Source organism: Aquimarina aggregata (assembly GCF_001632745.1).
Classification (GTDB): Bacteria; Bacteroidota; Bacteroidia; order Flavobacteriales; family Flavobacteriaceae; genus Aquimarina; species Aquimarina aggregata.
On sequence record NZ_LQRT01000060.1, the window covers coordinates 96,363 to 120,967 of the forward strand.

General features: G+C 32.7%; 22 protein-coding genes. 2 read left to right on the top strand and 20 right to left on the bottom strand.

Features of this window, described 5'->3' with window-relative positions; genetic code table 11:
• Positions 1–121 precede the first annotated feature (121 nt).
• Positions 122–1,282, top strand: a complete 1,161-nt coding sequence (locus AWE51_RS25065; protein WP_066319917.1) for a serine hydrolase domain-containing protein — start codon at positions 122–124, stop codon at positions 1,280–1,282.
• Entirely contained in the window at positions 1,272–1,985 is a 714-nt protein-coding gene (locus AWE51_RS25070; RefSeq protein WP_066319918.1) for a 3'-5' exonuclease, read from the top strand. The genes AWE51_RS25065 and AWE51_RS25070 overlap by 11 nt, the downstream gene beginning before the upstream one ends.
• A 577-nt stretch (positions 1,986–2,562) precedes the next feature.
• On the opposite strand, the gene AWE51_RS25075 is transcribed toward AWE51_RS25070, so the two are convergent.
• The 20 genes from AWE51_RS25075 to AWE51_RS25170 form a co-directional block, all read right to left on the bottom strand.
• On the bottom strand, positions 2,563–3,537 hold the full coding sequence (locus AWE51_RS25075; protein WP_066319920.1) for a hypothetical protein: 975 nt from the start codon (positions 3,535–3,537) through the stop codon (positions 2,563–2,565).
• Between the two features lie 206 nt (positions 3,538–3,743).
• Positions 3,744–4,286, bottom strand: a complete 543-nt coding sequence (locus tag AWE51_RS25080) for a DUF4287 domain-containing protein (protein WP_066319921.1) — start codon at positions 4,284–4,286, stop codon at positions 3,744–3,746.
• A gap of 3 nt (positions 4,287–4,289) precedes the next feature.
• Complete coding sequence (locus AWE51_RS25085) at positions 4,290–4,874, bottom strand: hypothetical protein (protein ID WP_066319923.1); 585 nt, start codon at positions 4,872–4,874, stop codon at positions 4,290–4,292.
• 59 nt (positions 4,875–4,933) lie between these two features.
• Positions 4,934–5,764 carry a helix-turn-helix domain-containing protein gene (locus AWE51_RS25090; protein ID WP_066319925.1) on the bottom strand — a complete coding sequence of 277 codons (831 nt, stop codon included), beginning with the start codon at positions 5,762–5,764 and terminating at the stop codon, positions 4,934–4,936.
• Positions 5,765–5,921: 157 nt separating this feature from the next.
• Positions 5,922–6,353, bottom strand: coding sequence for a hypothetical protein (locus tag AWE51_RS25095; RefSeq protein ID WP_066319927.1), 432 nt, complete (start codon positions 6,351–6,353; stop codon positions 5,922–5,924).
• 75 nt (positions 6,354–6,428) lie between these two features.
• The gene (locus AWE51_RS25100; RefSeq protein WP_066319929.1) at positions 6,429–7,304 is read right to left on the bottom strand and encodes a sulfate/molybdate ABC transporter ATP-binding protein; all 876 of its coding nucleotides are present in this window, start codon (positions 7,302–7,304) and stop codon (positions 6,429–6,431) included.
• The gene (gene modB / locus AWE51_RS25105; protein WP_066319930.1) at positions 7,301–7,975 is read right to left on the bottom strand and encodes a molybdate ABC transporter permease subunit; all 675 of its coding nucleotides are present in this window, start codon (positions 7,973–7,975) and stop codon (positions 7,301–7,303) included. The genes AWE51_RS25100 and modB overlap by 4 nt, the downstream gene beginning before the upstream one ends.
• Positions 7,972–8,370, bottom strand: coding sequence for a TOBE domain-containing protein (locus tag AWE51_RS25110; RefSeq protein ID WP_066319932.1), 399 nt, complete (start codon positions 8,368–8,370; stop codon positions 7,972–7,974). The genes modB and AWE51_RS25110 overlap by 4 nt, the downstream gene beginning before the upstream one ends.
• The gene (gene modA / locus AWE51_RS25115) at positions 8,367–9,128 is read right to left on the bottom strand and encodes a molybdate ABC transporter substrate-binding protein (protein WP_066319933.1); all 762 of its coding nucleotides are present in this window, start codon (positions 9,126–9,128) and stop codon (positions 8,367–8,369) included. Before modA ends, AWE51_RS25110 begins: the two co-directional genes overlap by 4 nt.
• Before the next feature lie 17 nt (positions 9,129–9,145).
• A complete protein-coding gene (locus tag AWE51_RS25120; protein WP_066319937.1) occupies positions 9,146–9,862 on the bottom strand; it encodes a phytanoyl-CoA dioxygenase family protein in 717 nt (238 codons plus the stop codon).
• A 14-nt stretch (positions 9,863–9,876) separates the two neighbouring features.
• Positions 9,877–10,398: a GNAT family N-acetyltransferase gene (locus tag AWE51_RS25125; RefSeq protein WP_066319939.1), complete on the bottom strand. Its 522-nt coding sequence runs from the start codon at positions 10,396–10,398 to the stop codon at positions 9,877–9,879.
• A gap of 119 nt (positions 10,399–10,517) precedes the next feature.
• Complete coding sequence (locus AWE51_RS25130) at positions 10,518–11,897, bottom strand: tryptophanase (protein ID WP_066319942.1); 1,380 nt, start codon at positions 11,895–11,897, stop codon at positions 10,518–10,520.
• A 329-nt stretch (positions 11,898–12,226) separates the two neighbouring features.
• The gene (locus AWE51_RS25135) at positions 12,227–12,988 is read right to left on the bottom strand and encodes a cyclase family protein (RefSeq protein ID WP_066319946.1); all 762 of its coding nucleotides are present in this window, start codon (positions 12,986–12,988) and stop codon (positions 12,227–12,229) included.
• A gap of 158 nt (positions 12,989–13,146) precedes the next feature.
• The gene (locus AWE51_RS25140; protein ID WP_066319948.1) at positions 13,147–13,566 is read right to left on the bottom strand and encodes a hypothetical protein; all 420 of its coding nucleotides are present in this window, start codon (positions 13,564–13,566) and stop codon (positions 13,147–13,149) included.
• Between the two features lie 142 nt (positions 13,567–13,708).
• Entirely contained in the window at positions 13,709–14,149 is a 441-nt protein-coding gene (locus AWE51_RS25145) for a DUF5655 domain-containing protein (RefSeq protein WP_066319950.1), read from the bottom strand.
• Complete coding sequence (locus AWE51_RS25150) at positions 14,142–14,549, bottom strand: hypothetical protein (RefSeq protein ID WP_066319953.1); 408 nt, start codon at positions 14,547–14,549, stop codon at positions 14,142–14,144. Before AWE51_RS25150 ends, AWE51_RS25145 begins: the two co-directional genes overlap by 8 nt.
• Before the next feature lie 13 nt (positions 14,550–14,562).
• A complete protein-coding gene (locus AWE51_RS25155; RefSeq protein ID WP_066319955.1) occupies positions 14,563–15,543 on the bottom strand; it encodes an NAD(P)-dependent alcohol dehydrogenase in 981 nt (326 codons plus the stop codon).
• A gap of 169 nt (positions 15,544–15,712) precedes the next feature.
• Entirely contained in the window at positions 15,713–16,894 is a 1,182-nt protein-coding gene (locus AWE51_RS25160; protein ID WP_066319957.1) for an outer membrane beta-barrel protein, read from the bottom strand.
• A 140-nt stretch (positions 16,895–17,034) separates the two neighbouring features.
• Positions 17,035–20,496, bottom strand: a complete 3,462-nt coding sequence (locus AWE51_RS25165) for a fibronectin type III domain-containing protein (RefSeq protein ID WP_066319958.1) — start codon at positions 20,494–20,496, stop codon at positions 17,035–17,037.
• Positions 20,497–21,138: 642 nt separating this feature from the next.
• Positions 21,139–24,513 (bottom strand): S8 family serine peptidase, encoded by a 3,375-nt coding sequence (locus AWE51_RS25170; protein ID WP_099098820.1) that lies wholly within the window; start codon positions 24,511–24,513, stop codon positions 21,139–21,141.
• Positions 24,514–24,605 lie beyond the last annotated feature (92 nt).

Below are 24,605 nucleotides of genomic sequence, written 5' to 3' on the forward strand. Positions count from 1 at the left end.
TTGTTTAGCATATTAAATAATTCATGCAGTTTCATTTTTTGAAACTGTTATATTTTATCATTGCGTTCTAAGTCGTTCGTTTTTTTTAATTAAATTGGCTTAAAATCAACTTTATATAAAAATGATTAAACGTATACTCAAATTCTTTTTAAAGGGACTTCTTGCTATTATACTCTTATGTGTAGTGTTATTGTACATTTTTGATTCAGAATATATTCTTAAAGGAGTTCGTGTTGTGTATATGACAGGCCACACAACTGCGTATTTAGACGATTATCGTTATTTTGATAATCGCACTATAGAAAAAGGAAATGCAACTATTCCCTGGGCTATACATAAACAATATAATGCCGTAAAAGCAACTGATAGATTACATAAAACCAATCAAAAGTTTGGAACTATTGCCTATATGATTATTAAAAACGATAGCATATGGTATGAGAAATATGCAGAAGGGTTTAATGAGACATCTAAAACAAACTCCTTCTCTATGGCAAAAAGTATGGTTACTGCTATGCTTGGAAAAGCTATTATGGATGGTTATATTAAGAGTTTAGACCAGCCATTAGGAGATTTTTTTCCGGAGTTTTCTGAAGGTCTAGCGGCAAAAACTACAGTAGGAGATTTATCTTCAATGTCTTCGGGATTAAACTGGGAAGAAAGTTACAAAAGCCCATTCTCGATAACAGCCAAAGCATATTATGATACAAATATTAGAGAAGTATTATTGGGATTAGAAGTTACAGAAGAGCCAGGTCAACGTTTTAAATACTTAAGTGGTAATACTCAACTATTGGGTATGGTGATAGAAAAAGCTACCGGTAAAACCTTATCTGCTTATTTAAGCGAAAATTTTTGGAAACCTATGGGAATGGAGCAAGAAGCAATATGGCAATTAGACAGTGAAAATAGCGGTATGGAAAAAGCGTATTGTTGCGTAGCTAGTAATGCAAGAGATTTTGCACGTTTTGGTATCTTGTTTAAAAATAAAGGTGTTTTTGCCGGACAACAAATTTTACCAGCAGAGTTTACAGAAAAAATAACCAAACCTAGATTTGAAAAAGATGATATGTATGGTTACGGTTTATGGATATCGGATCATTTAGATAAAAAAATCTTTGCCATGAGAGGAATTTTAGGACAATATGTAATCTGCATCCCAGAAGATAATGTGATCATTGTGCGATTAGGACATCAAAGAGGAGGACCTCAAAAATCGTTTAGTGAAGACTTCTATATTTTTATTGAAGAAGCTTATAAAATGTTAGCTCATGCTTCATAAATTAGACCTAGAACATATTTTGTTTTTGGATATAGAAACAGTACCAGAACATAAAGATTTTGATGATCTTAGTGATGAAATGAAGTATCTCTGGGCGGACAAAACAAAATATCAAAGAAAAGAAGATTTTTCTGCAGAAGAGTTTTATGATCGAGCAGGAATATGGGCAGAGTTTGGTAAGATTGTCTGTATTTCTGTAGGATATTTTACATTTAAAGGTGAAACTAGATCGTTTAGGACAACTTCTTTTTATGGAGAAGAAAAACAATTGTTACTAGGTTTTAAAAACCTTTTAGAAACACATTTTAATAGGCCCCATCATTTGCTTTGTGCTCATAATGGTAAAGAGTTTGATTTTCCATATATAGCCAGAAGAATGATTATTCATAGTATTACGCTACCATATAAACTTAATCTATTTGGTAAAAAACCATGGGAAGTGGCACATTTGGATACTTTGGATCTTTGGAAATTTGGAGATTATAAGCATTATACATCATTAAAGTTATTGACAGGAATTTTAGGTATACCTTCGCCAAAGGACGATATCGATGGAAGTCAAGTAAGACAAGTGTATTATGAAGAAGGAGATATCGATCGAATTATTATTTATTGTGAAAAAGATACTGTAGCTGTTGCACAAATAATACTACGTTTGCGGCAAGAAGAGTTATTAAGTGAAGATGAGGTGATTTCTGTCTGACATTTTCATAAACTTCTGTATTTTTATAAAAATCAGATGTAAAAAAAATTCCCCCTCCATAAAGGAGAGGGATTTTTTGTAATTATATACCCGTCGTGTCCCCCAACAAACCCAAATTAACAACCTTGCAAGTATATACATTTGAGCCTTTTCCCTTCGATATAATTACTATGTAGCAGGGTGGAAAATAAATACCCTTACCATATATTAATATCATTAAGCTAATCTAATAGCTATTGTAATTTAATAGTAAATAATAGATCATTACATGATCAATACTGAGTGATAATGTAGCTAGAAATTTAGCTGCTTTTGAATAAAACCTTAAGTGAAAAGATGAGTGTGTGTGAGAATATTTTGATGAGACAAATATAGAAAAATTATTTTAACAAGACGAATTATTTAGTTAACATTTTTTTAAGAGTTTAAAATAGCTGTTTTTAGACTAATTTTTTTGATTTGTTTACAAGGGTAAGTCTTTTTATTTCTATGTTTAAATGGTTATGAACTTCACAAAAAACATATGGTATATGATGATTCTCATTGCGTTTTTTTGTAATAGTTCTTATAACATAATCTAAAAGCATGGTGTTTTTTGATAACTTTTGTCATGAATGATAGTAAAATTGAAAACTTTACTGTCTCGACCTCTGGTATATTTTACATAGTCCCATACTCCAGAATGAATTATTTCATATCTCCCATTTATCTCAGGCCCGCGAGATTCACTATATACCAATTCGTTATATGTTGTTGTATAACTAGGATGCCCTTCCTTAAATTCTTTTTTCACAAATTGTAATCTCATGGCATCTTTCTGCCCCTCATAACGTACATTAAGAGCTATTTCTTTCTTTGAATACCCAATGGTAATGTTAGGAGTGTTACCATCATTGTTTTTAAAGCAAATAAAATGATCGATTTCTTCTTTAATTGTGGGATTCGATAAAGAATTTTTATAGGAAGTTTCAAGAGTTTTGGTTGCAATCTCCATGGTTCGTTTTAATTCCTTGTCAAATTCGGCAGACTTTGAATCGACATGTTGGCCATCAGGTTTGATCCATCGTATCATCTTGTTATCCCAAAAATAAAATCGAGATTCTTCAACCGAGGTTTTTGTATCATCAAACTCAGGTTGTGTTGGAGGAGCATTATATGCATGTTCTTGTGAATACATAAAATACAATTTATCATCAAGGAAATAAAATTCATGTTTCACCTTTCCTAAATGCCCGAAGTAAACAGTTTCAATTAGCCTTATTTTCTTATCTGATTTGAAGATGGTTAATTGCCCTCCTTCTGAAGAGTTTTCAAAATCATCAAGGTCTTGATGATGATATGAATGTTTGTTGTCAAGAGTCTCTTTATATAACTGACGAATTTCTGTAATTATCTGTTCATTAGTTTTAATTGGGTCGCTAGCACTATTGACATTGTTTTTTAAGTTATTTTTTGTGCTTTCTGCTGTAGGAGATGAGGTATTATCCTTACGCGTTGTATTGTTTGAGCAAGAAATAAGAAATATCGAAAAAATACAAACTACTTTGAACATAATTACTTTTTGTGTGATTTTAATATTAATAATCGTGTTTTGCAAAACAAAGATTATACCGTTGTAGGCTTACGTATAAAAAGAAAAAGTTTTAAAAATATACGTTTAGTATTGTAAATATATAAACTCTCTAAATAATGTAGATTGATAAATTATACATTAAGATTTAAATCAATAGATAAAAATGCTTAATCCTTTTATTTTTTTTATTCTGCTTTTTGGTATGCCTCTTTAAGCCAGTGGATTAATTCATCGTCAATTTCGGTTATATTCGTTATTCGAACTCGATGTGTACACATGGCGCCAAAAGGTCCAGAATTTTCAAGTCGATCGGTAGTTGGTTTATCTTTTAATTTTAGTCCTAAATCGATTCTTGTTTTAGTTGCAGGTTTTATTAAGGCAAATTGCTTTTTCCTAATAATACTTACACTAATTTTTTTAGGTGTTATTTTGATGTCTTTTCCGAATTTTTCGACGATAACAAGTAATTGTTCATAAATAGGTTTTAGGTTTTCTTTACCTAAATATTGTTTATGCACAAGGTCTGATGGCGTATCTGTATTTTCTTTTGATAATTGTATGATAGTATTCGCAAAACCATGTGTTACACCATGTTCTTTTTTTAAAAACGTCATTGCTTGTCCATGTTTTTCAAAGGCCTTACTTTTTAAGATTTTTTTCCACTCTTCTAATGTCTTCCCGGTCTTTTGAGGCATATTATTGATCATTGTTTGTAGTGCTTTATCCATGACTTAGTGTTTTACAGGTTTACCAGTTTCTAAATAGGAAATTAAATTTTGATATGACATTTCGTTGCCTTGAATAAAAAAAGCCATAAGTTTATTATATTCAGGATTGTTTTTGTATCCAATACCATATGAAACTACCTTTGTTACAGTACGCTCAATTTCTTCAAAATAGATAATATTATAAAGATCTTTTTCATCTTTTTTCATAATTTTTGGAAAATAACTTGAAATCTCTGCTTGTAGTGTGATAAGTCTTTTTGGCACATAGTTAAGAACATGTAACACTATTGTGGTTGGGTCATTAATAGTAGCTTTCTTGTTATAGTTAGTTTTTATGGTACCATTGATTTTGAAATTAACTTCGGCGATGGGTACAAATGCACTTTCCCATCCTTTTTGCGTAGTAAAAGCGTTCCAAACAGAATCAAGAGAAACATTTACTTTAAATTCTTGGATCAATGCTAATTCGTTGATGTACGTAGAATCAACTCTAGAAATAACTCTTTTTTCTGAATTTATAGTTCTGTTTTGAGAATAAGAAATACTCCATAGTAAAAGGAAATTTACGGCACATATTATATTTTTCATCTAGTATGTATTTACGATCTTAAAGAAAGCAAATCAAAATTATGATGTATAGTAAAAAATTAACCTTCTCTATCTAAAGGAAAAAAATTGGGTTCTCCTTTATCATAATCTTGATCAATAAATTCTTGTGGATTAAAACCAGAGAACTCTTTAAATTCTTTGATAAAATGTGATTGATCAGAGTAGCCAAATTGATACGCAATTTGCGACCAATTTATTTTTTTTTCTTGTCGAATTTGTTGTAGAATTTCGTTAAATCGAACTATTCTATGAAAAACTTTTGGAGTAAGTCCGCAAAACACCTTCATTTGATCAATAAAATGTTTTTGTGTTTTGGGATAGCTATCCACAATTTGTTTATGCTGGGATAGTGCTTGGTCTATGAGTTTCTGTATTGTAGATACTAGTTCTTTATTGGGTAACTTACCGGTATCAAATCTTTTTAACAGCCAATTTTCGGCAAGGTCAAATTTTTCTTTTGGAGTAGAATTTTCTACAAGTGATTTTCGTAGTTCTAAAATTTCTCTACCTAAAATTTCTTGCGCCCCACGTACTTGATTATTAAGTTTATAAATAGGAATATTTAAAAATGGATACGCGCCATAAGGTTTAAATTGGATTACAAACATCTCTGAATTTTGATGAGCAGAGATAGATAGGTAATTTTTATGCATACCTGAAATCCAAACTTTAGTAAAAGTACCATTGGGTTTTAAGGAGACATTATCAAAAGTATTTCTAGATATCCCGTCCAATTCAAATATGACAAAAACATGCCCAGTAGGAACCACTCTTTCTATAGAATGATCTGGTATAAAGTCTTTAAAATAGAAAATAGACTCTATATAATTTTGTAATGAATTTTGTAGTGTATGTGTTTCAAAAATCAATGCCTCCTATAGTGTTTATGTTTGCAATAGAATGATTGTTATAAGATTAGTTTTTACTTAGTTTAAAGTACGAACTAATTATTATAACGTAGTAAATATAGAATTCTCTTTATGAAATACCTAAAAACAAGATTTTTACGCACATTAAGCAATAGGGTTATTCAAAACTCTCTTGTGTGATAGTAAATTCAAATTTAGTTAACCCATAGCCAGTTTCGAAATCTTCTCTTCCAATAATAGTCCAATCATCATCGGATACAGTAGAGATTGTTAGTAAGAGATTATTTTCTTCTTTTGGAGTTTCATAGAATTTAATCTGGTTAAAAGTATATGATGGAAATGGATTAAACCCAAAAGCACCGTCATTAAATACTATGGTAGATGTTTTGCTCTTGATAATTTTGGATTGATCAGGTTGATTATTAAGTTGACCGTTAAGAGTAAAAACAACCTCCAAATCAAGATCACTTTGATTGGTAATACTATATTCTGCTGCCCCTGCAGGTTCAATAATTATTCCGCTATCATCACTTTTAGTACAACCTATGAACAAAAGTAATGACAGAGTTATAGTAAACTTAAATTTCATATATTTTGAATTATAAAGTTCATACTTTAGAGATGTTTTATAGATGTTGTTTTTGAAAATACGTTGCGCTCTTTATTAAAGAACTTTCTGAATTACTGGATTAAAAGCTTTTGAAGCAACAATCACGGTATCTCCTGTAGTTAAGTTAGCGATTTCAGATTCTTGAGCAATTACTTTTACAACATTAGTGCCTATTAAAACGGTAACAATAAAGACAACTTCTTCTTTTTGTATACTTAGGACTTCTCCTGTAAATTGAAATTTAGCGCTCATTTGATGCGTAGCAAATATGGTAGAAGGTATTCCTGATTTTATTATTTTTCCTTGTTCTAGAAGACAAACACGATCCGATAATTTTATAATTTCACCAATGTTATGACTCACCAATATTGTAGTGAGTTTATATTTTTGATGCACCTTTAAAATATAGTCCTGAAGTTTAATTCGCATTTTAGTATCTAATGCAGATAAGGGTTCATCCAGCAATAGTATTTCGGGTTGTTGTACCAATGCTCTTGCCAATGCTACACGTTGTTGTTGTCCACCAGATAAAGTACTAGGTTTTTGATGCTGTAATTCTCCTAACTCCATCATATCAATAAGTTCTGTAATAATACTGTTATCCTGATGCTTTTCTAGAGCATATTCTAAATTTTTAAGAACAGACATGTTAGGAAACAACGCATAATCCTGAAACACAAAACCTAATTTTCGTTGTTGGGGTTTGAGATTGGTTTTTTTACTCGTGTCTAACCAAACAACATCATTAACAACAAGTTTACCGTTATCAGGAGTTAGTAAACCGGATATCATTCTTAAGGTAGATGTTTTTCCTGCCCCTGAGGCACCATAAAGTGTCACAAATTCTCCAGGAGTAATAGCTAAATCGATATCAAGAGGCATCATGCCTTTTGCTGTATGTAATTTTTTATGCAACAGCAGTTGAATCATCTGTTCATTTTTTTAAGATACCCCCCATTAATAAGATATACGATTAATAAAATGCTAAAAGTAATGATCAGTAATATTAATGAATACGTATTGGCAGTGCTATAATTTAATGCTTCAACTTCATCATAGATAGCAATAGAGGCTACTTTCGTTTTACCCGGAATATTTCCTCCAATCATCAGTACAACGCCAAATTCTCCTATTGTATGTGCAAAGGAAAGTACAATACCTGTTAATAAAGCAGGTTTAATATTGGGTAAGATTATCTTTAATAATGTTTTAAATTTAGATTTACCAAGTACATACGACGCTTCTTTATATTGTTTTGGCAGACTTGATAATCCAGCTTGTATAGGTTGTACCATAAAAGGCAAGCTATAAAAAATCGATGCAATAACAAGCCCTTCGAAAGAAAATATAAGATGTAACCCTAACCATTCACTCACCCAGTTTCCGAATGTATTTGACGGGCTAAAGGCTAGTAATAAATAAAACCCTATTACTGTGGGCGGAAGCACCAACGGCATGCTCACCAGAGTTTCAATAACAGGTTTAATTTTTGATTTTGAATACGCTAACCAATACGCCAAAGGAATGCCTAAAAACAACAACAATACTGTAGTTATTAATGCTAACTTAAAAGTTAATATTAAGGGTTCCCAATCTATCATTCACTTAATAAAATTTCGTTGGTCTTAATCATAGCAGTAACGTGATTACCTTTTGTAAGACCTAATTGGTTAACGGCTTTTGTTGTAATTACAGAAACGATGTCTCCAACACTTGTGTTAATTACTAGTTTGCTTAATAAAACACCTTTATCTACTTGGGTGACTTGTCCTATAACTTTATTCTGTAAACTTAGATATTCTGGGGTTTGGGTAGCAATGATAACTTCAGTTTCTTTAAATAATACCTTAATAGTGGCTCCTAATTTAAGATAAGAGGCGGTTTCGGGAGTTTCTACGATAATCGCAGTAAAAAATACATCGTTTACTCTAGTAGTAATAAGTGCTAAGCTTCCGTTTACTTCAATAGTTGATATTTGTCCAGTAAGTGTATTCATTTTTCAGTCACAAGGTATCCAAAATTTTCAAGAATTTCTTCGGATTTTAACGAGAATAGATACTCATAAAATTTGGTTGCATTTTTTGATACTTTTTCCTTTTGTATTAAAATTACCGCTTGAGCAATAGGAGTGTAGCTGTTTTTAGGGATTGAGATCCAATTGCCTTTTCCTTTCATTTGAGGTGATAATACTACTGATTTGGTAGTAAAACCAACTTGAGCTGCTCCAGAAACTATGAATTGATTGGTTTGCGAAATACTTTCGCCATACACTAATTTGTTCTGAATTTGAGGATAAATATCATAATGTTTTAATACAGAAATTGCTGCCTCACCATAAGGGGCTGTTTTTGGATTTGCTAGTGCAATATGTTGAATATAGTCTTTATCTAAAAATTTAAGATTTGGTCGTAGCGTGTCAGAAATAGACCAAAGTATCAGACTACCATGAGCATAAATTTCAGGGGGGTTCGTTGCAAATCCTTGAGTGTATAATGCTTTGGGATATTTTGTGTCTGCAGAGATAAAAATATCATATGGGGCGCCTTCTTTAATTTGTGCGGTAAGTTTTCCTGATGAGCCAATCACTATATCACAAGAAATCCCGGTTTGTTCGGTAAAAGATTTAACAATTTCTTGTATTGCAAATTGCATATTTGCAGCTGTGGCCACAGTAATTTTTGCATGATCTTTTTTTGAGCACCCAACAGATAAGATGAATGAAAAAAATAAGATGGTCTGTGTGAAGTTTTTCATTTGAATTTGAGTATCTATTATAATTCAAAACGTTCTTGCCAATTTAAGGAGCTTTCCAGTTCATGGTTACAGAATTCTAAATGGATCACACGTCTTCGCTTACCATTTGTAGTCTTATTAGATGCATGTAAAGTCAAAGGTTTCATTAGCATGACACCACCTTCCTCAATAGCGCAAACGTGTTCTGTTTCTATATTCCAGTCAATGGATTCGGGACGATATATATTCTTTAAATGTGATTTAGGAATTACCTTTAGTGCACCATTGTTTTTGTCTGTTTCATCTAGATGAACTCTTAATGTGATGGTGTTTTGTAAAATTTCAATAGGTGGTTGAACGCCGTACTGGCCTCTTTTGAATGTCCAATTAGTATATCCTGGAATATCGATTTTTTTGTTTACCGAAATACTTAAATCTTGATGATACCCAACAAACCAATTAGATGTACTTGGTTTGTCAAAATAAATAGCTTTGGTTAAAAAGTACTTGGTGTCAAATAATTCTGATAAAAGGTTTGTTAGTTTTACATTAAATAACAATTCCCGTAGTCTAGGAACTACATTGTTTAGTTGTCTTATAGCAAATAAGTCTTTAGTTCTTAAAAATGACTCTTCTTTTTTTTGAGAGTGTTTTATACATGTTGCTATTTGATCAATTTCGGATTCTGTATATAAACTCTTAATGATTGAATACCCATTTTCTTCTAAAGCTTTTTTATTTAGTGTATAATCCATTTTCGAATTTATAATTACTTATTTTTTTTCATCCAAGACATCTTATCGATCTTATATCTTCGATTATTACAGTTATCATTGGCATTAAAGAATTCTTTATCACGACATAAGAACTTATCTAAAATCTTTGCCGATCTACTATTATCTATGGTGACATCTGCGGTAATTATATCGCAGTTCATAGTATAAAATCCATAATCAATTAGTCCTTTGGCAATCTCGGTTCCGTATCCTTTTCCCCAATACGTTTCTCTTAAACGATATCCAATTTCGTCTTGATTTGCATCATTTTTTAAAAAAGCACATAGACCGATAAAATCGTTTTCAAGTTTACTCTCGATTGCCCATACTTTTGTATCCGAAGTCATATGATCAATGTTCATAACACAATGTAGATGTTTGTCACTATCTTCTCGTGACATTGCTGGCCTTGGAACAAGGTTCATAACATTCGGATTGCCCATCATATCAAAATATGCATCTTTGTCTTGTATAGTAAGATATCTAACAATAAGCTTTTGTGTTTCGAAGATCATAAAAACTAGTTATATAATACAAAACTAAACTTTTTAGACGTGCTATTTTTTATTAAATTAAGAAATTAAATGCCCTACTCATTCGGGTAGGGCATTTAGTAATTTGCCAAACTTGATTTTTAGGACAATTTTTCAAGTTCTACAGTAAAATGCCTCATAATTGGTGCTTCCCAGGTGATGTCATACCCTCTTTTTGCCTCATTTCTAGTTTCAAATACATTTTTAATAGCTATAGCAATGTATTCTATATGGGATAAGGTATATGTTCTTCTAGGAATAGCTAAACGAACTAATTCTAGTTTGGGATACCGGTTATCTCGAGTTATAGGGTCTCTATCGGCTAGAATAGTTCCTATTTCTACACTTCTAATTCCTGCGGTGATATATAGCTCGATAGCCAATGATTGTGCGCGATATTCTTCTTGAGCGATATTTGCTACAAATTTATTAGCATCTAGATAAATCGCATGCCCACCAAAAGGTTGTTGAACTGGGACTCCAAATTCTACAAGACGCTTGCCTAAATAACGTACTTGGTTTATCCTGCTTTCTAGATAGGTAAATTCTGTAGATTCTTTTAGCCCTTCTGCCAATGCACCCATATCTCGTCCAGACATTCCACCATAGGTTACAAATCCTTCATACATGATGTTATATGTAACACAGGCTTTATATACTTTTTGACTTTTTAGTGCTATAAAACCACCCATGTTCACGATACCATCTTTTTTAGCACTCATTGTCATCCCATCTCCAAAAGAGAATAGTTCTTTTACAATGTCTTTAATAGATATATTTTCATAACCTTTTTCACGTGTTTTTATAAAGTAGGCATTTTCTGCAAATCTAGCAGAGTCAAAGTATAGAGGAACATTGTATTGCTTACATAAAACAGAAACATCATGAATATTCTGCATTGAAACAGGTTGCCCTCCTGCAGAATTACAGGTGATGGTTATAAGCACAAATGGAATAGTATTTATTTCGTTAGATTGAAACACATGCTCTAACTTTTGAAGATCTATATTTCCCTTAAAAGGATGCTCTATAGTAGTATCAAACGCTGCATCAATTGTGCAATCAATAGCATGCGCTTTTCTAAATTCGATATGGCCTTTTGTGGTATCAAAATGGGAGTTTCCGGGGATAAGATTTCCTTCTTTAACTAGAGCAGAAAATAAAACGTTTTCTGCTGCTCTTCCTTGATGTGTGGGTATGAAATATTCAAAACCAGTAATTTTCTTAACTGTGGTTTCTAATTTTTCAAAAGACTTAGATCCTGCGTAACTTTCATCTCCCAACATAATTTCTGCCCATTGTTTATCAGACATAGCGCCTGTACCAGAGTCTGTTAACAAATCAATAATCACCTGATCACTTGATAGTTTAAATAAATTGTATTTGGCTTTTTTCATCCAAACTTTACGTTGCGCAATGGTAGATTGATTGATAGCTTCTACCATTTTTATTTTATATGGTTCTATATATGGTAATTTCATGTCTAAACTGATTTTTTAAATAGGGCATGTAATACAAAGCGATTTGTATTTTGATCGTATATCAAAAACTATTTATACACGCGATCTACTTTATAACATTTTAGAACCTAATCCTAAATTGTATAGAGATGTACTGCCCAGATATGATATTAATAATTGAAATAAATAAAATGAAAAGTACCTTATTTAAATAAAGGGTACAGAGTGTTATAGATAAAAGTAAGAGTCTCTACTTTTAATATTTAGATAAATGCTATAAAGCGAAGTTATACTATTTTTCATTTGTAGTACTTTATAGTTTATAAAATTAAGAAAAATAAAATTAATGGCTACCCTAACAGAGCTACTACTCGCGCAGGTGCAGCGGATGCACCAACTATTTTTAAAGGAAAAACAGCTATTTTGAAGCCACTATAGGGTAAGGCATCTAGATTAACCAGCTGCTCCATATGACAATATTCTTTGTTTTTTCCAACAAGGTGTGCTTCCCAAAATAATTCTGGGTTTCCAGTTTCTTTGGCTTTTTTCATCATATATGGCAAAGGTAAATCCCACCCCCAAGAATCTATACCCATGACTTTTATGCCTTGATCAATAAGCCATTCTGTAGCTTCGGCACTCATCCCAGTTCCAATTTTATGAAAATCTTTAGTGCCATTATAGATATCACGTCCAGTTTTAATAAGTACAATCATCTCTGGAACAATATTAAGTTTGTTTTTACTTAAAAACCCTTGGATATCAGCAACAGTGATAGGGTCAAAATCTGCTTTATGTTTCATATCTATTACTAAACCTTCGCCGTAGCACCAATCTAGAGGAATTTCATCTATAGTTTTAGATTTTTTTCCATTTGTAGTAGGGGAGTAGTGCCAAGGGGCATCGATATGAGTGGTGGCATGAACTCCCATTTTTTGTATACTATCGTCTGCCCATCCTATAAAATCTTTAGGAAAAAGCTTAAAAGGTAAACCAAGAATACGAATCAACCATTTCGCCTTTTTATGCGGTTTGTGCTTAATTTTTACACGCATAAACCAAGGATCAGATTTGTTATATTGTATAGGTTTGGATAGATCTATAATTTTCATGTTGGTTAATTAAAAAGAATATCAAAAAATCATTTTGCAAGCTATGAAATTTAGTAAATAATTATTGATTTTTGTTATTCTTCAACCTGTAACTTTTTCAAATGTTTCGGTTGAAATATAGCAAACACTATCAAAGACTTTTTGAGTAAAACAATGTTCTAATTAATGGTTATCGAGTTTTCCCCCTCGATAAGAGATACATGACAACAATCAGCACCTACTATAAAATCTGAACTAATAACTTCTTTGTCATTAATAAATCCTTTAAAATTTATTTTCAATGTTTTGTTTCGAAACTCGTTTGAGTACCGATCACTAAATATTGGATAACTTCCATTTTTTCTCATTATCTCCCATTGATTTTCAAAAATTTCTAATGTAAGATCATCTCCAGTTTTAACATTTGTCACTTTAAAAACGTCCAATGCAACAGGATTATCAGAACTATCTTTTATCTCAACAGTGATAGTTCTAAAATCAAAAGTGCATACTGCTCCATTACATGATGATGTATTGTCATCAGTATTGCTACAACTGGAGAAAAGCAACAAAGAGGTTAGAAAAAATAAATATTTCATTGTGATTTAAATTATGTTTTTCATTAGTTAGATGCAGAACCAACTTAAAGGTTGCATAAAATAATTGTCAATGACCGATTTTTGTGCCGTTTTTAGAAATGCAATTTTTAGCTGTAGCGGGATTTAGAAAATGAGTAGAATACTAGCTTAACTTTATTTTTGAATAGGTTTTTCCTATTGATTTGGATGGTGTATCCATATCTTCAATGGCTAATGCAATTGCCGATTTAATAAGTTGATGTGTCTTTTCGTTTCTATAATCGGTTGAAGTAGTTATAGGAATATGTCGGATCCATTTTCCTGTGCCTTTTAAAAGATAGTGAGAATCTTCTAGTAGGGTACCTTTATTAAATCCTAAATTGAGATGGTTTTTATAAATGGGAATCATACAAAATGCATCTGATAGTTTCTCTGAAATAGAATACACAGAAGTTAGCGCGTGTGTATGATATAACAATTCGTTACTATTGGGGTATATTTCTAAAATGTAAGTTCTTAAATCAGAAAATAAATCAATTAGTTTTTCATTCTTAAGACTTAAGAAATGCTGAAAATCACTATGAATTTTTTGTGGTTTATTCATTACTCATCCATTTAGGTTTATCAATAACTAAGAATATAAAAGTTATTAGTAATCCAACAACAGAAAACAATACATCGTAGTGATCATATACATTTTCTCCACCCAAATTATGAATTTTTAATTCTTGTAATATTACGTAAATAGATGCAAAAATAATAGCAATACTATAAATATAGATCTCGTTTGTTTTCAAAATTTTCGCGTTAGCAATTAATCCAACGTTAGTTAGGAAAAGAGAACCTACAATAGCTTCGCATAAGTTTGGAAAAGAAAGAACAAGAATATTTAATTCTTCAATAAAATCACCTTTTAAAATATAAGGCCTTACTATAAATTTATTAAGTAAGTAAAAAAGTACAACACCAAAAATAATCCGAATATTTTTTTGTAGACCTCTCATAGGTGTTTTATTTTTAGTGATCTTGAGGAATAGAAATTACAACATTACCTTTTTTGTATCCTGCCTCTACATATTTATGTGCATCAGGAACTTGTTCTAACGAAAATCGTTTATCAATTATAGATTTTATTTTTCCCGCTTCAATAAGGTTTGTAAGATATGCTAAATCCTTTTTGGATTCATTTGCAAGTTGAAAGATGACCTTTTTGTTACTTTTTAGATTGTTAAGTATACCTTTCATCATTCCCCAAAACCTTGGATTACCTAATATATACCTGCCATTTTTATTTAAAGATTTTAGACTTCTTTTAAATGAGCTTGTTCCTACAACATCAATTATAGCATCATATTTTTTATCATTTTTGGTGAAGTCTTCATTTTTATAATCTATAACATAATCTGCACCTATGGTAGATAACATTTCTAATTTGTTTGCACGATCAACACAGGTTACCTGTGCACCTAGTGATTTAGCAATTTGTAGTGCATAAGTACCAATACTTCCTCCGGCGCCATTAATTAAGATGTTATGTCCTTTTTCAACATTAGCTTTTCTAAGGAAATGAAGTCCGTTAATTCCCCCTGTCGCTATAGTTGCAGCTTCTTCAAAATTCATATTATTTGGTATAAACCCAATTGTATTAGTCTCTGGTAAGCATTTATATTGCGCATATGCCCCCATACCCATACCTGCACTTGCAAAAATTTTATCTCCTTTATTAAATTGAGTAACATTTTTACCCACATATTCAATTTCACCAGAGAATTCTTGACCTAGTACACAAATCCTTGGTTTTAGTATACCCATATATAATCGAACAGGTAACCAAATCCATGGTGCAATATCGAATCTGCGTAGCTCACAATCACCCGCAGTTACTGTTGCTGCTTTTATTTTAATAAGTATTTCATTGTTTTTTGGAACAGGTTTTGGGACGTCTGCATACTCGAGAAGATCAGGAGAACCATATTTGGTCCATACAATTGCTTTCATTTTTGTTGGTTAGAAGGTATATGTATTTGACGATTATGATGTTAAATTGTTACAATATAGCTTATAAACTTAGCTTAGTTGATTTTAGAAAAGTTACTGTCTTATGAAGATAAATAAAGCAAGAAACTTTTGTTTCTTGCTTTCATGGTGTAGAAGATATATTTTTTATTTAGAATAAAGAATATCCAAATATTACAGAAGAAGTTATAAAATCAGAACTCCAAACAGATGAGTCAGATAACAGGTCTTGTTTAGTTTGATGTCTTAGTTCGATAGAATACTTTTTATTATAGTTATAACCAATACCAAAAGCAAAATTGCTATTAGTCTTAATGGTTAAATCTGTAGCACTATCAAAGTCAAATTGTGATTTTGGTCCAAAATCAAATACAAATGCTCCATTTAAGAACAACTTCGATTTTTTATTTAATGATACATAATGCCTTAAACCAATAGGGATTTCTATTGAAGAAAAATTTACTTTTATGTTTCTTGATATTGAATTTACGATGATTTCTTTTTCCGAATTAAAATATTGATAAGTAGGCTCTACGAATACAGCCCATTTATTCTTATAAATTGGTAGGGTATATTCGGCTTCAATACCGAATCTTAAACTAACAGAACTGCCAAAATCATTATCATTAATAATTGAGGTATTGTTTTGAATTTCAAGAGAGGAAAGGTTTATCCCTGGTCTAATCGCAATTTTTAATAATTTTTTTCTTTTATTTATTTCATAATTAATGAAATTTGAATCAGTACATTTATTATATCTTACAAATAGATTAGCTAATTCTGCTCTTTTATAATTAACTTTTGAAATGTTTCTAAGTTGAATATTTGGACATTTTAAATTATCCCATAGTTGTTGTTTATACATTTCAACCTTTGCTAAGGTATTCTCTGGTGTCTTGTAACTATAAAAAATAAGTTGTTGTATGTTTGATGAATCTGTTTTAAGAAAGAACAAAGTTGTTTTATCTTCTACAAGTTGATATAAATTAGCGTTTCCTTCAATCAATATTTCTAAAAAAAGAATTTTCTCTTCAAACTCTGGTTTTCTTTCGTTGTTAATATTATTTTGAATATTTACTGTTTGTCGAGTAAATTTAAATTTGTTGGTTGCGCCAAACTCTTTTACGGATTCAATATTGATATTTTGTTCTTCTGAGTTTTCAGATAATTTATATGTAAATTTTTTCGTATCCCCTTTTCGATTAATAATTGCAATTAGGCAGTTTGTCCTGTTATCTGAATTATCTATGAAATATCCTTGGTTAAATGCGATTTGTGAATAACAATTAAAACTTAGTATTGTAATTAGAACTATTAGTAGTTTCTGTTTCATGTTTTTTTTACGATTAATTTTGAGGCAAGATAATTAAAGTGAGTTTCATTTTTTGAAACTACTTTAGTTTTTGTCTAAAAAAGTAACCCCTCTTGAAAATTAATTTTCAAGAGGGGTTTGGCATGTGTTGTATGGTCTTATTATTCTTTTACAAATCTAGCGTTTTGGTTACCTACTTTAACAAAGTAAGATCCAGCCTCTAAGGCTTCAACATTAATAGTATTTGTAACATTTCCTTGATCTACTATTTGACCTAATATCGTATAGATTGTATATGGTTTAGGTCCAAGGTCTTTTGTGATAATAGTAAGGATAGCATCTTTTACAGGATTAGGATATGCTCTTAATCCATTATCTACTAAAGTAGGAGGCGCTTTTGGTGTTATACCAGAGGCAATTGATGCTGCAGGAGTTCCACAAGCACCAAGGTTTGTCCAACTTGTTGCTGTTTTTTCCCATAGATTACCTTGATACACTACTTTATCACCTGTTTGATATGAAATTGATGTGCTATGTTGTGGGATACCATCACATCGATCTGCTGAAGCAATTGTATTTGTCACCGATACTTTATCAATAGCGATATCTGCTTGCCATGTAGCTCCTGTTACTCTGTTAAATCGTAACTGAACTCCACCACCGGTATATGAACTAAGGTCGATAATGGCATTTTTCCAGGAATTTCCTTGATTACCAGTTTGACTCCAGATACTTGTCCAAGTTGCACCTTGATCTGTGCTGACTTCTACAGCAATACTTCCCATATCTGCAGCACCGTTCATATGATAACTAAATGTAAAACTGGCTTGGGTTGTTGATGATAGATCGAAACAAGGAGAGGTTAAAATTGCTCTTTTGTTAGGGTATCCAGTTCCGTTACCAGAGGCTTCAACATAAATATAATAAGATCCTTGCGTTGCGCTTGCAGGTCCAGTTCCGTTAGATGGTGTGCCACTAGCATCTACAGACCAATTGATGTCATCTGCTGTAGATTGTGACCATGCACCAAGAGTGTTTTCAAACCCTTCATTATACGGAAATGAAGATATGCCTGATGTACATCCATTACCTGTACCACCACCAGTAGTAGTTGCACTTATAGTAGTACTAAATGCAGATTCATTACCCGCTGCATCTTTAGCTTTTATTCTAAATTGATAGGTTGTATTTGCTGTTAGGTTATTAATTGTAGTTGCTGTTCCCGAAACCGATCCAAGGTTTGTATTTCCTCTATAAATATCATATCCGGTAACTGCTACATTATCTGTAGAAGCGGTCCATGATAAAACTAGTTTTGTGTCTGTAATCGAAGAGGCAGTTACATTTGTTGGAGCAGAAGGAGCTTGTGTGTCTCCTGGGTTTGTCGAGTTTGCAAGAGGAACTTTCCAAACACCACGACCATAAGTTGCTGCAAGAAGTACTTGATCTTTAAGGTTAACTTCTAAGTCACGAACGGCTACATTTGGTAAATCTTGAGAATAATCTTGCCAATCATTATTTCCATTTTTATGATATACCCCAAGGTATGTACCTAAATAAATAGATTCTGTACCTTTTTGATGTCTTACGATAAATTTACCTTCGTTAGGAAGATTACCACTAATATTTGTAAAACTACTTCCTTGATTTGTTGATCTAAAAACACCTCCGTTACTAGAACCACTTGTAGAAACGTATACGATTTGGTTATTATCATTATGAACCTCTATCGAAGAGATATTAGTCTGAAAAGTTTCGATTCTTGTCCAGTTTGCACCCTTGTTAGTACTTTTAAATAGATTTTTCTTAAGTGCGGCATACATAATGTTTGCATTAATAGGGTCTAGTTCTATATGATCAATCTTTCCTCCAAAATTGAAGTTAGTTAACTTTTGGAAAGATCTTCCGTTTAGTTTATAAAAACTAGAATACCCAGCATATAAAACACCATTTTTATCAGATACTAATGGTGTAATCCAATTTCCAGTTTCTGGACCATTTGCAACTTGCCTTTGACTAGCTCCTCTATTCGTAGTTACATAAAGAGCTTGTCCATTTTGAATAAAACCGTAATATGTATTATCATTGTTTCCGCTTACAGCGCAGTCCATACCGTCGGCACCATAATAGTTATTCCACTCATTTCCATTAAGAGCATAACCACCATTATCCTGTAAACCTCCAACTACGTGATCAGAACTACTATTTTCTGCTACAGAAATTCTATAAAACTGTCCTATTTGTAATCCTTTAGTAAGGTCTTTAAAGCTTTGACCGTTATTTTCTGAAATATAAATTCCTCCATCGCTTCCACAAATAAGTTTTCCATCATAATATCTTAAGAAATGTATGTCAGCATGTGTATATGTTGCTTGTCTTGGAGAAGACCAATTATTAATTTTAGAAAAGTTACCTCCGCCATCTGTAGATTTCCAAACATTCAAACAGCCTACAAAGACAGTATTGGCGTTTTTATCAGAAACTGCAAGTGCTAGATCGTACCATGCCTGAGAGCTTTCAAAAATGTTTGTAGTTTCTGCTGTTTTTGTAAAACTAGCACCACTATTTGTTGAGCGATATAATCCTTGAAAAGAATAACTAGAAGTTCTTGGACGTGCACTTAGTACATATACGTAATTTGGGTTTGCAGGAGTTACATCGATTACTAGTCTTCCTGAACTTGAAGGTAGTCCACTTTGGATTTTTGAAAAGCTATCACCTGCGTTTGTAGATTTATAAAAGGATGATGCTGTTGCCGCGTATATTACATTTGTATTACCAGGTTTAAGTTTTATGTCTTTAATATTTCCTTGTAACGTTCTTGTCCAGTTAGTACCTGCATTTGTAGTTTTATATACACCTACACTGGTGGCTACCCACAGTACATTTGAATTATTAGGATCGATATAAATATCGTTTGCTGTAGTTTGTGTATTTGTAAACTTTAAACCGGTTTGTGACCAAGAAGCACCTCCATTAGTCGATTTAAGAACTCCAATACTATAACTATCACTGGCGTCATCATCTCCTGTTGCGATGTAAATTATACTAGAATTTTTAGGATCTATTGCAATACCGGAAACTCCTATTTGAGATAAATTATCTGATAAGGGTGACCAGTTAACTCCTTTGTTAGTAGATTTCCAAATTCCTCCGGCTGGTGCTCCAGCATACATAATATTTGCATTGTTTGGATCAATAATTCCAACATTAATTCTTCCTTGACCAGGAGACCATGAAGAGGCTTGATTATGGTCAAAAGGACCCATTGGCGTCCAACTCGATGCGGCCTTACCATTTTTAGCAAGTGCCATTTTGTTTTTTGTATCTGAAGTAGTAAAGAAATATGCTGGAGAAGGTAATGTTCCGTCAGGTAATACAGCATTTTTCCAGTATTCTCTCCATCTCATAAATGGTTTGTATCCACTTCCTTTTTTAGTGTGATCACGATTTTTCCAGTAGTTGTCAAATGCAGTAGTAATTTCGTCAAAGGTAATTTTTTCATCTGTTCCAGATGTTTTTTTCTCATTTTCGAGCTCTGCCATCCATGGAGCCGAAGCATTATATTGTGCTATTGCGCAATAGCAGGTAAACAGCATTAAAGTAATTAGAGTTTTTTTCATTGTATTAGGTTAAAAGATTAATAGTTGAGTTTGGTTTAAAAGTAAAATAGGCGATTGCCGAGCAAACATTTTACTTTAAATAGTATCTAATTTGTATGAAACATCATGAATTTGAATAGGTTTTTTTAAAGAGTCACTATTCCTTTTCATAGCCGTTATAAAAAATTAAGTTGAGTTCAAGACCGAAAGTAGCGCCTACTTTGCGCATAAATCCTCGAAAGCTAGTATTCGTTATTTAATGTGCATAATTCGCTAATCAAAAACTAGAATTCGACTTACAAGTAGTACTATATTTATGTAGTAAATAGATCTATAAACAAGACAGTTTGAAACTTACTTTAAAATAATCTGCAAAAGCATTTATTAGGCCTTTGAATGACGGGCTAATAATTTTGTCTTGTAAATTAAATACTGAAATTCTTTTTTGTGGTAAAGAGGAATTAATTTCATAGGTATTAAGAGTTTATGTGTGATGTTAGTTGCTCAAAAATACTTATTTATATGGTTAGAATTTACTATAAAGCTTACTTATTTAAATGATTTATAAAACTATAACATCTGTTATAGTTTAGGTAGAAAACTAATAAACAAAAACCTCCAATCTATTAGATTGGAGGTTTTTAGATTGTTTATGTGTTGGTTTTATTGTTTAATAAAACGTGCATTCTTATTGCCTACTTGGATAAAATACGATCCAGCTTCTAAAGCCTGAACATCAATGGATGTATTAAATCTTCCTTGATCTACTGTTTGTCCTAATATATTATATATAACATAAGATTTTGTGCTAGTATCTTGTGTAAGAACATTAATAGTTGGGCCCATTACTGGGTTAGGATATACAGAAATCTTAGTTGAGAGATTGGTAACAGGAGGGCCATTTAAATCTGTTGTAGTGACAAAAGAATTTGTAGTACTACAAGACCCTAGATTTGTCCAACCTGTTGCTGTTCTTTCATAAAGACTTCCTTGAAAGGTTACTCTATTGCCAACCTGATATGCTTTAGTATTGCTATACGCTTCAACACCGTCACATTGATTGACAGGAGTGCTACTAGTATCTGTAAGTGATATATTATCGATAGCAATATCTGCTTGCCATGTGGCTCCCGTTACTCTGTTAAATCGCAACTGAACTCCACCACCTGTATATGAACTAAGATCTATAGTGGCATTTATCCAGGAATTACCTTGGCTACCTGTTTGACTCCAAATGCTTGTCCAATTAGATCCTTGATCTGTACTCGCTTCAACGGCAATGCTTCCCATATCAGCGGCTCCATTCATATGATAGCTAAAGGAAAAACTAGCTTGAGTTGTTGCTGTTAAATCGAAACAAGGAGAAGTCAAAATTGCTCTTTTGTTCGGATATCCCGTTCCATTACCAGAAGCTTCAACATAAATATAATAAGACCCTTGTGTTGCGCTTGCCGGGCCGGTTCCATTAGATGGTGTCCCGTTAGCATCTACTGACCAATCGATATCATCTGCGGTAGATTGTGACCATGCACCAAGAGTGTTTTCAAAGCCTTCGTTATACGGAAAAGTAGATACTCCAGATGTACAAGCTGTACCAGTACTTCCTGCAGTCGTTACATTTAGTGTCGTGCTTGCTGCGGATTCATTTCCTGCAGCATCTTTGGCTCTTACACTAAATTGATATGCTGTATTAGCTGTTAACCCTGTAATATTTGCAGTATTTGTTGTTACAGATCCAAGATTAGAAGTACCTTGATAAACATCATAAGCTGTAACAGCTACATTATCAGTGGCATCCGTCCAGGATAATGTTAATGTTGTTTCTGTGACTGCAGATGCAACTAAACCTGTTGGAACAGTTGGTGCTTGTGTGTCTGCTGTTGCTCCTGTAATATTTATAGTATAATCTTCTACTTCACCATATTGAAAAGACTCACATGATGTAGGGATAGCATTGTATTTCATAGATACACGCATTCTAGTATTCCCGTCTTTAGCAGATGTAGGAATTGTAAAGTCACCACTTACAGGTGTAGTTTGTGAAGGTGAATTGGACCATACCTGTTCACCAGCATCAGTAAAATCACCATCTTGATTATAATCTATCCAAACACTATATCCTTCATTGTATTTTGTTCCTGACCATGTTGGAGTGATTGAAATGGTATTCGTGCTTCCTTTTGCAAGACTTGTAGAAGTTGCTGTAAAATCATTATACCCTCCAGTTCCGGCACCGGTGGTATTGTTAATAGTTCCTATTTGTACATTAGATATATGCTCGTCTGAAACATTTTGACCATTAGATGCGCAATAGTTTAATTGAACTGCTGTAGTTGTGAAACCAACAGCAACACTGTAGGAAGAATTAGTTCCGTCAGAACATTTGCTTCTTACTTGGGCTTCATATGATGTCGAAGGAGTTAAACTAGAAAGTACTTGAGAAGTACCTGTAGCTGCTAAAGTTGTCCATGAAGAAGCACCGGTTTGACGATATCTAACATCATATGATGCTCCTGCTACCGCGGTCCAGTTAACTGTAGCTGTAGTTCCTGCTACAGAAGATGAATTAACACCTGTTGGAACTGTTGCATTACAAACAACAGGAGTTCCTGTTAATCCTGTAACGATAAGAGAGAAATTTTGACTCCCGCCAGTTAAAGTTCCCTTATTAGTAACAGTAATTGTATATGTTCCTGATGCATTAACAATATCTACTCTTTCAAAAGGATCAACTTTATTATCACCTGTTCCGTTTGTTGTAATACCAGTCAATCTATAAGGACTGTATGTTGTAGCACCTTTTGAAACTCTAATGTCTAAATCATTAACCAAAACAGCATTATTAGAATTTGTAGCAGTAACTGCAGTACCCGGTCTATCTGTCCAAGAGATAGATGCTAGTAAAGGACTACTTCCATCAGAATCTACTGTAATTGTATACGTTTGACCATTCGTTAGTGTTAATTCTTCTACTTTAGATTCATTTCCATTAGTAGTTACAGTTTCGGCTGCGGCTTTAGCATTTAATAATCCCCAACCATACACAGCATCAGGACCAGAAGGACCTGCATCATCGGCAGTATGTAAAGCTAAACCTTTAAGGGTAGCAGCTTTCATAAAATTACCATTCAGGTTATTATAATGTTGTTGTACTAATAAAAGTGATCCTGTAACATTTGGAGAGGCCATTGATGTACCAGTAATACTATTATATGCAGTATTACTACTTTCATAAGTAGAAAACACATTAGTACCGTTTCCTGTAATATCAGGTTTAATTCTATAATCATCAGTAGGCCCTTCACTACTCGAACTATTTATAGAAACACTTACTAAAGTACCATTAGTGTTCACGTTTGCATCCTGCGCATTGGCAACAACTAAGTTGTTTTTTGATGTAGAATGCCCGGTTAATTTATCGTAAGAAGAATTACCGTCGAGAGGGGCCGCATTATAAGTGTCTTTATTACCATCATTACCAGCGGCAACTACCATTAGATAAAATGGTGCATTAAACATTACTTCATCCCATGCTCTTGATTCATCAATATATGCTCCAAAGTATTGGTCAGGAACTAAATCTCCTCTAAAACCATAGGAATGGTTAGATAATAACATTCCATCTGCAGCGGCAGTAGTAGCTTCTGCAATATCATTATTCCACATGTATCCATCTATTTTGGTTTGAGGTGCCATGCCTTTTGCTTCGGCTCTAACTCCAGATGCAGAAATAGTTCCTGTTACGTGTGCAGCATGAAAATTTAATCTTGTTCCTCCTTCAGAAGCGATATCTTTTATAGTAACACGATTGCTACCACCTGGTCCATCGTATTCTTGATGCGATACTCTGGCATGACCACCATCCCATACGTGAGCAGTCATTCCTTGCCCATCAAGACTAAGCCCTAAAGACCCTCCAGAATTAAGATGGTTTGCTCTAGTTGATCTAGCAGCAGCAGCATTAAATGTAGTGAAGTAAATAGGTAACCCTTGGTCTATTTTCTGCAACTCAGAGAAACTACCATCTTCATTAGTCATTTTTATTTGCCATCCATTTTTGTTGGCAATTTGTATCGCTTCTTTCTTTTCTAATGCAGCTTTTCGAGCATAAGATTGTTCTAATTGTCCTA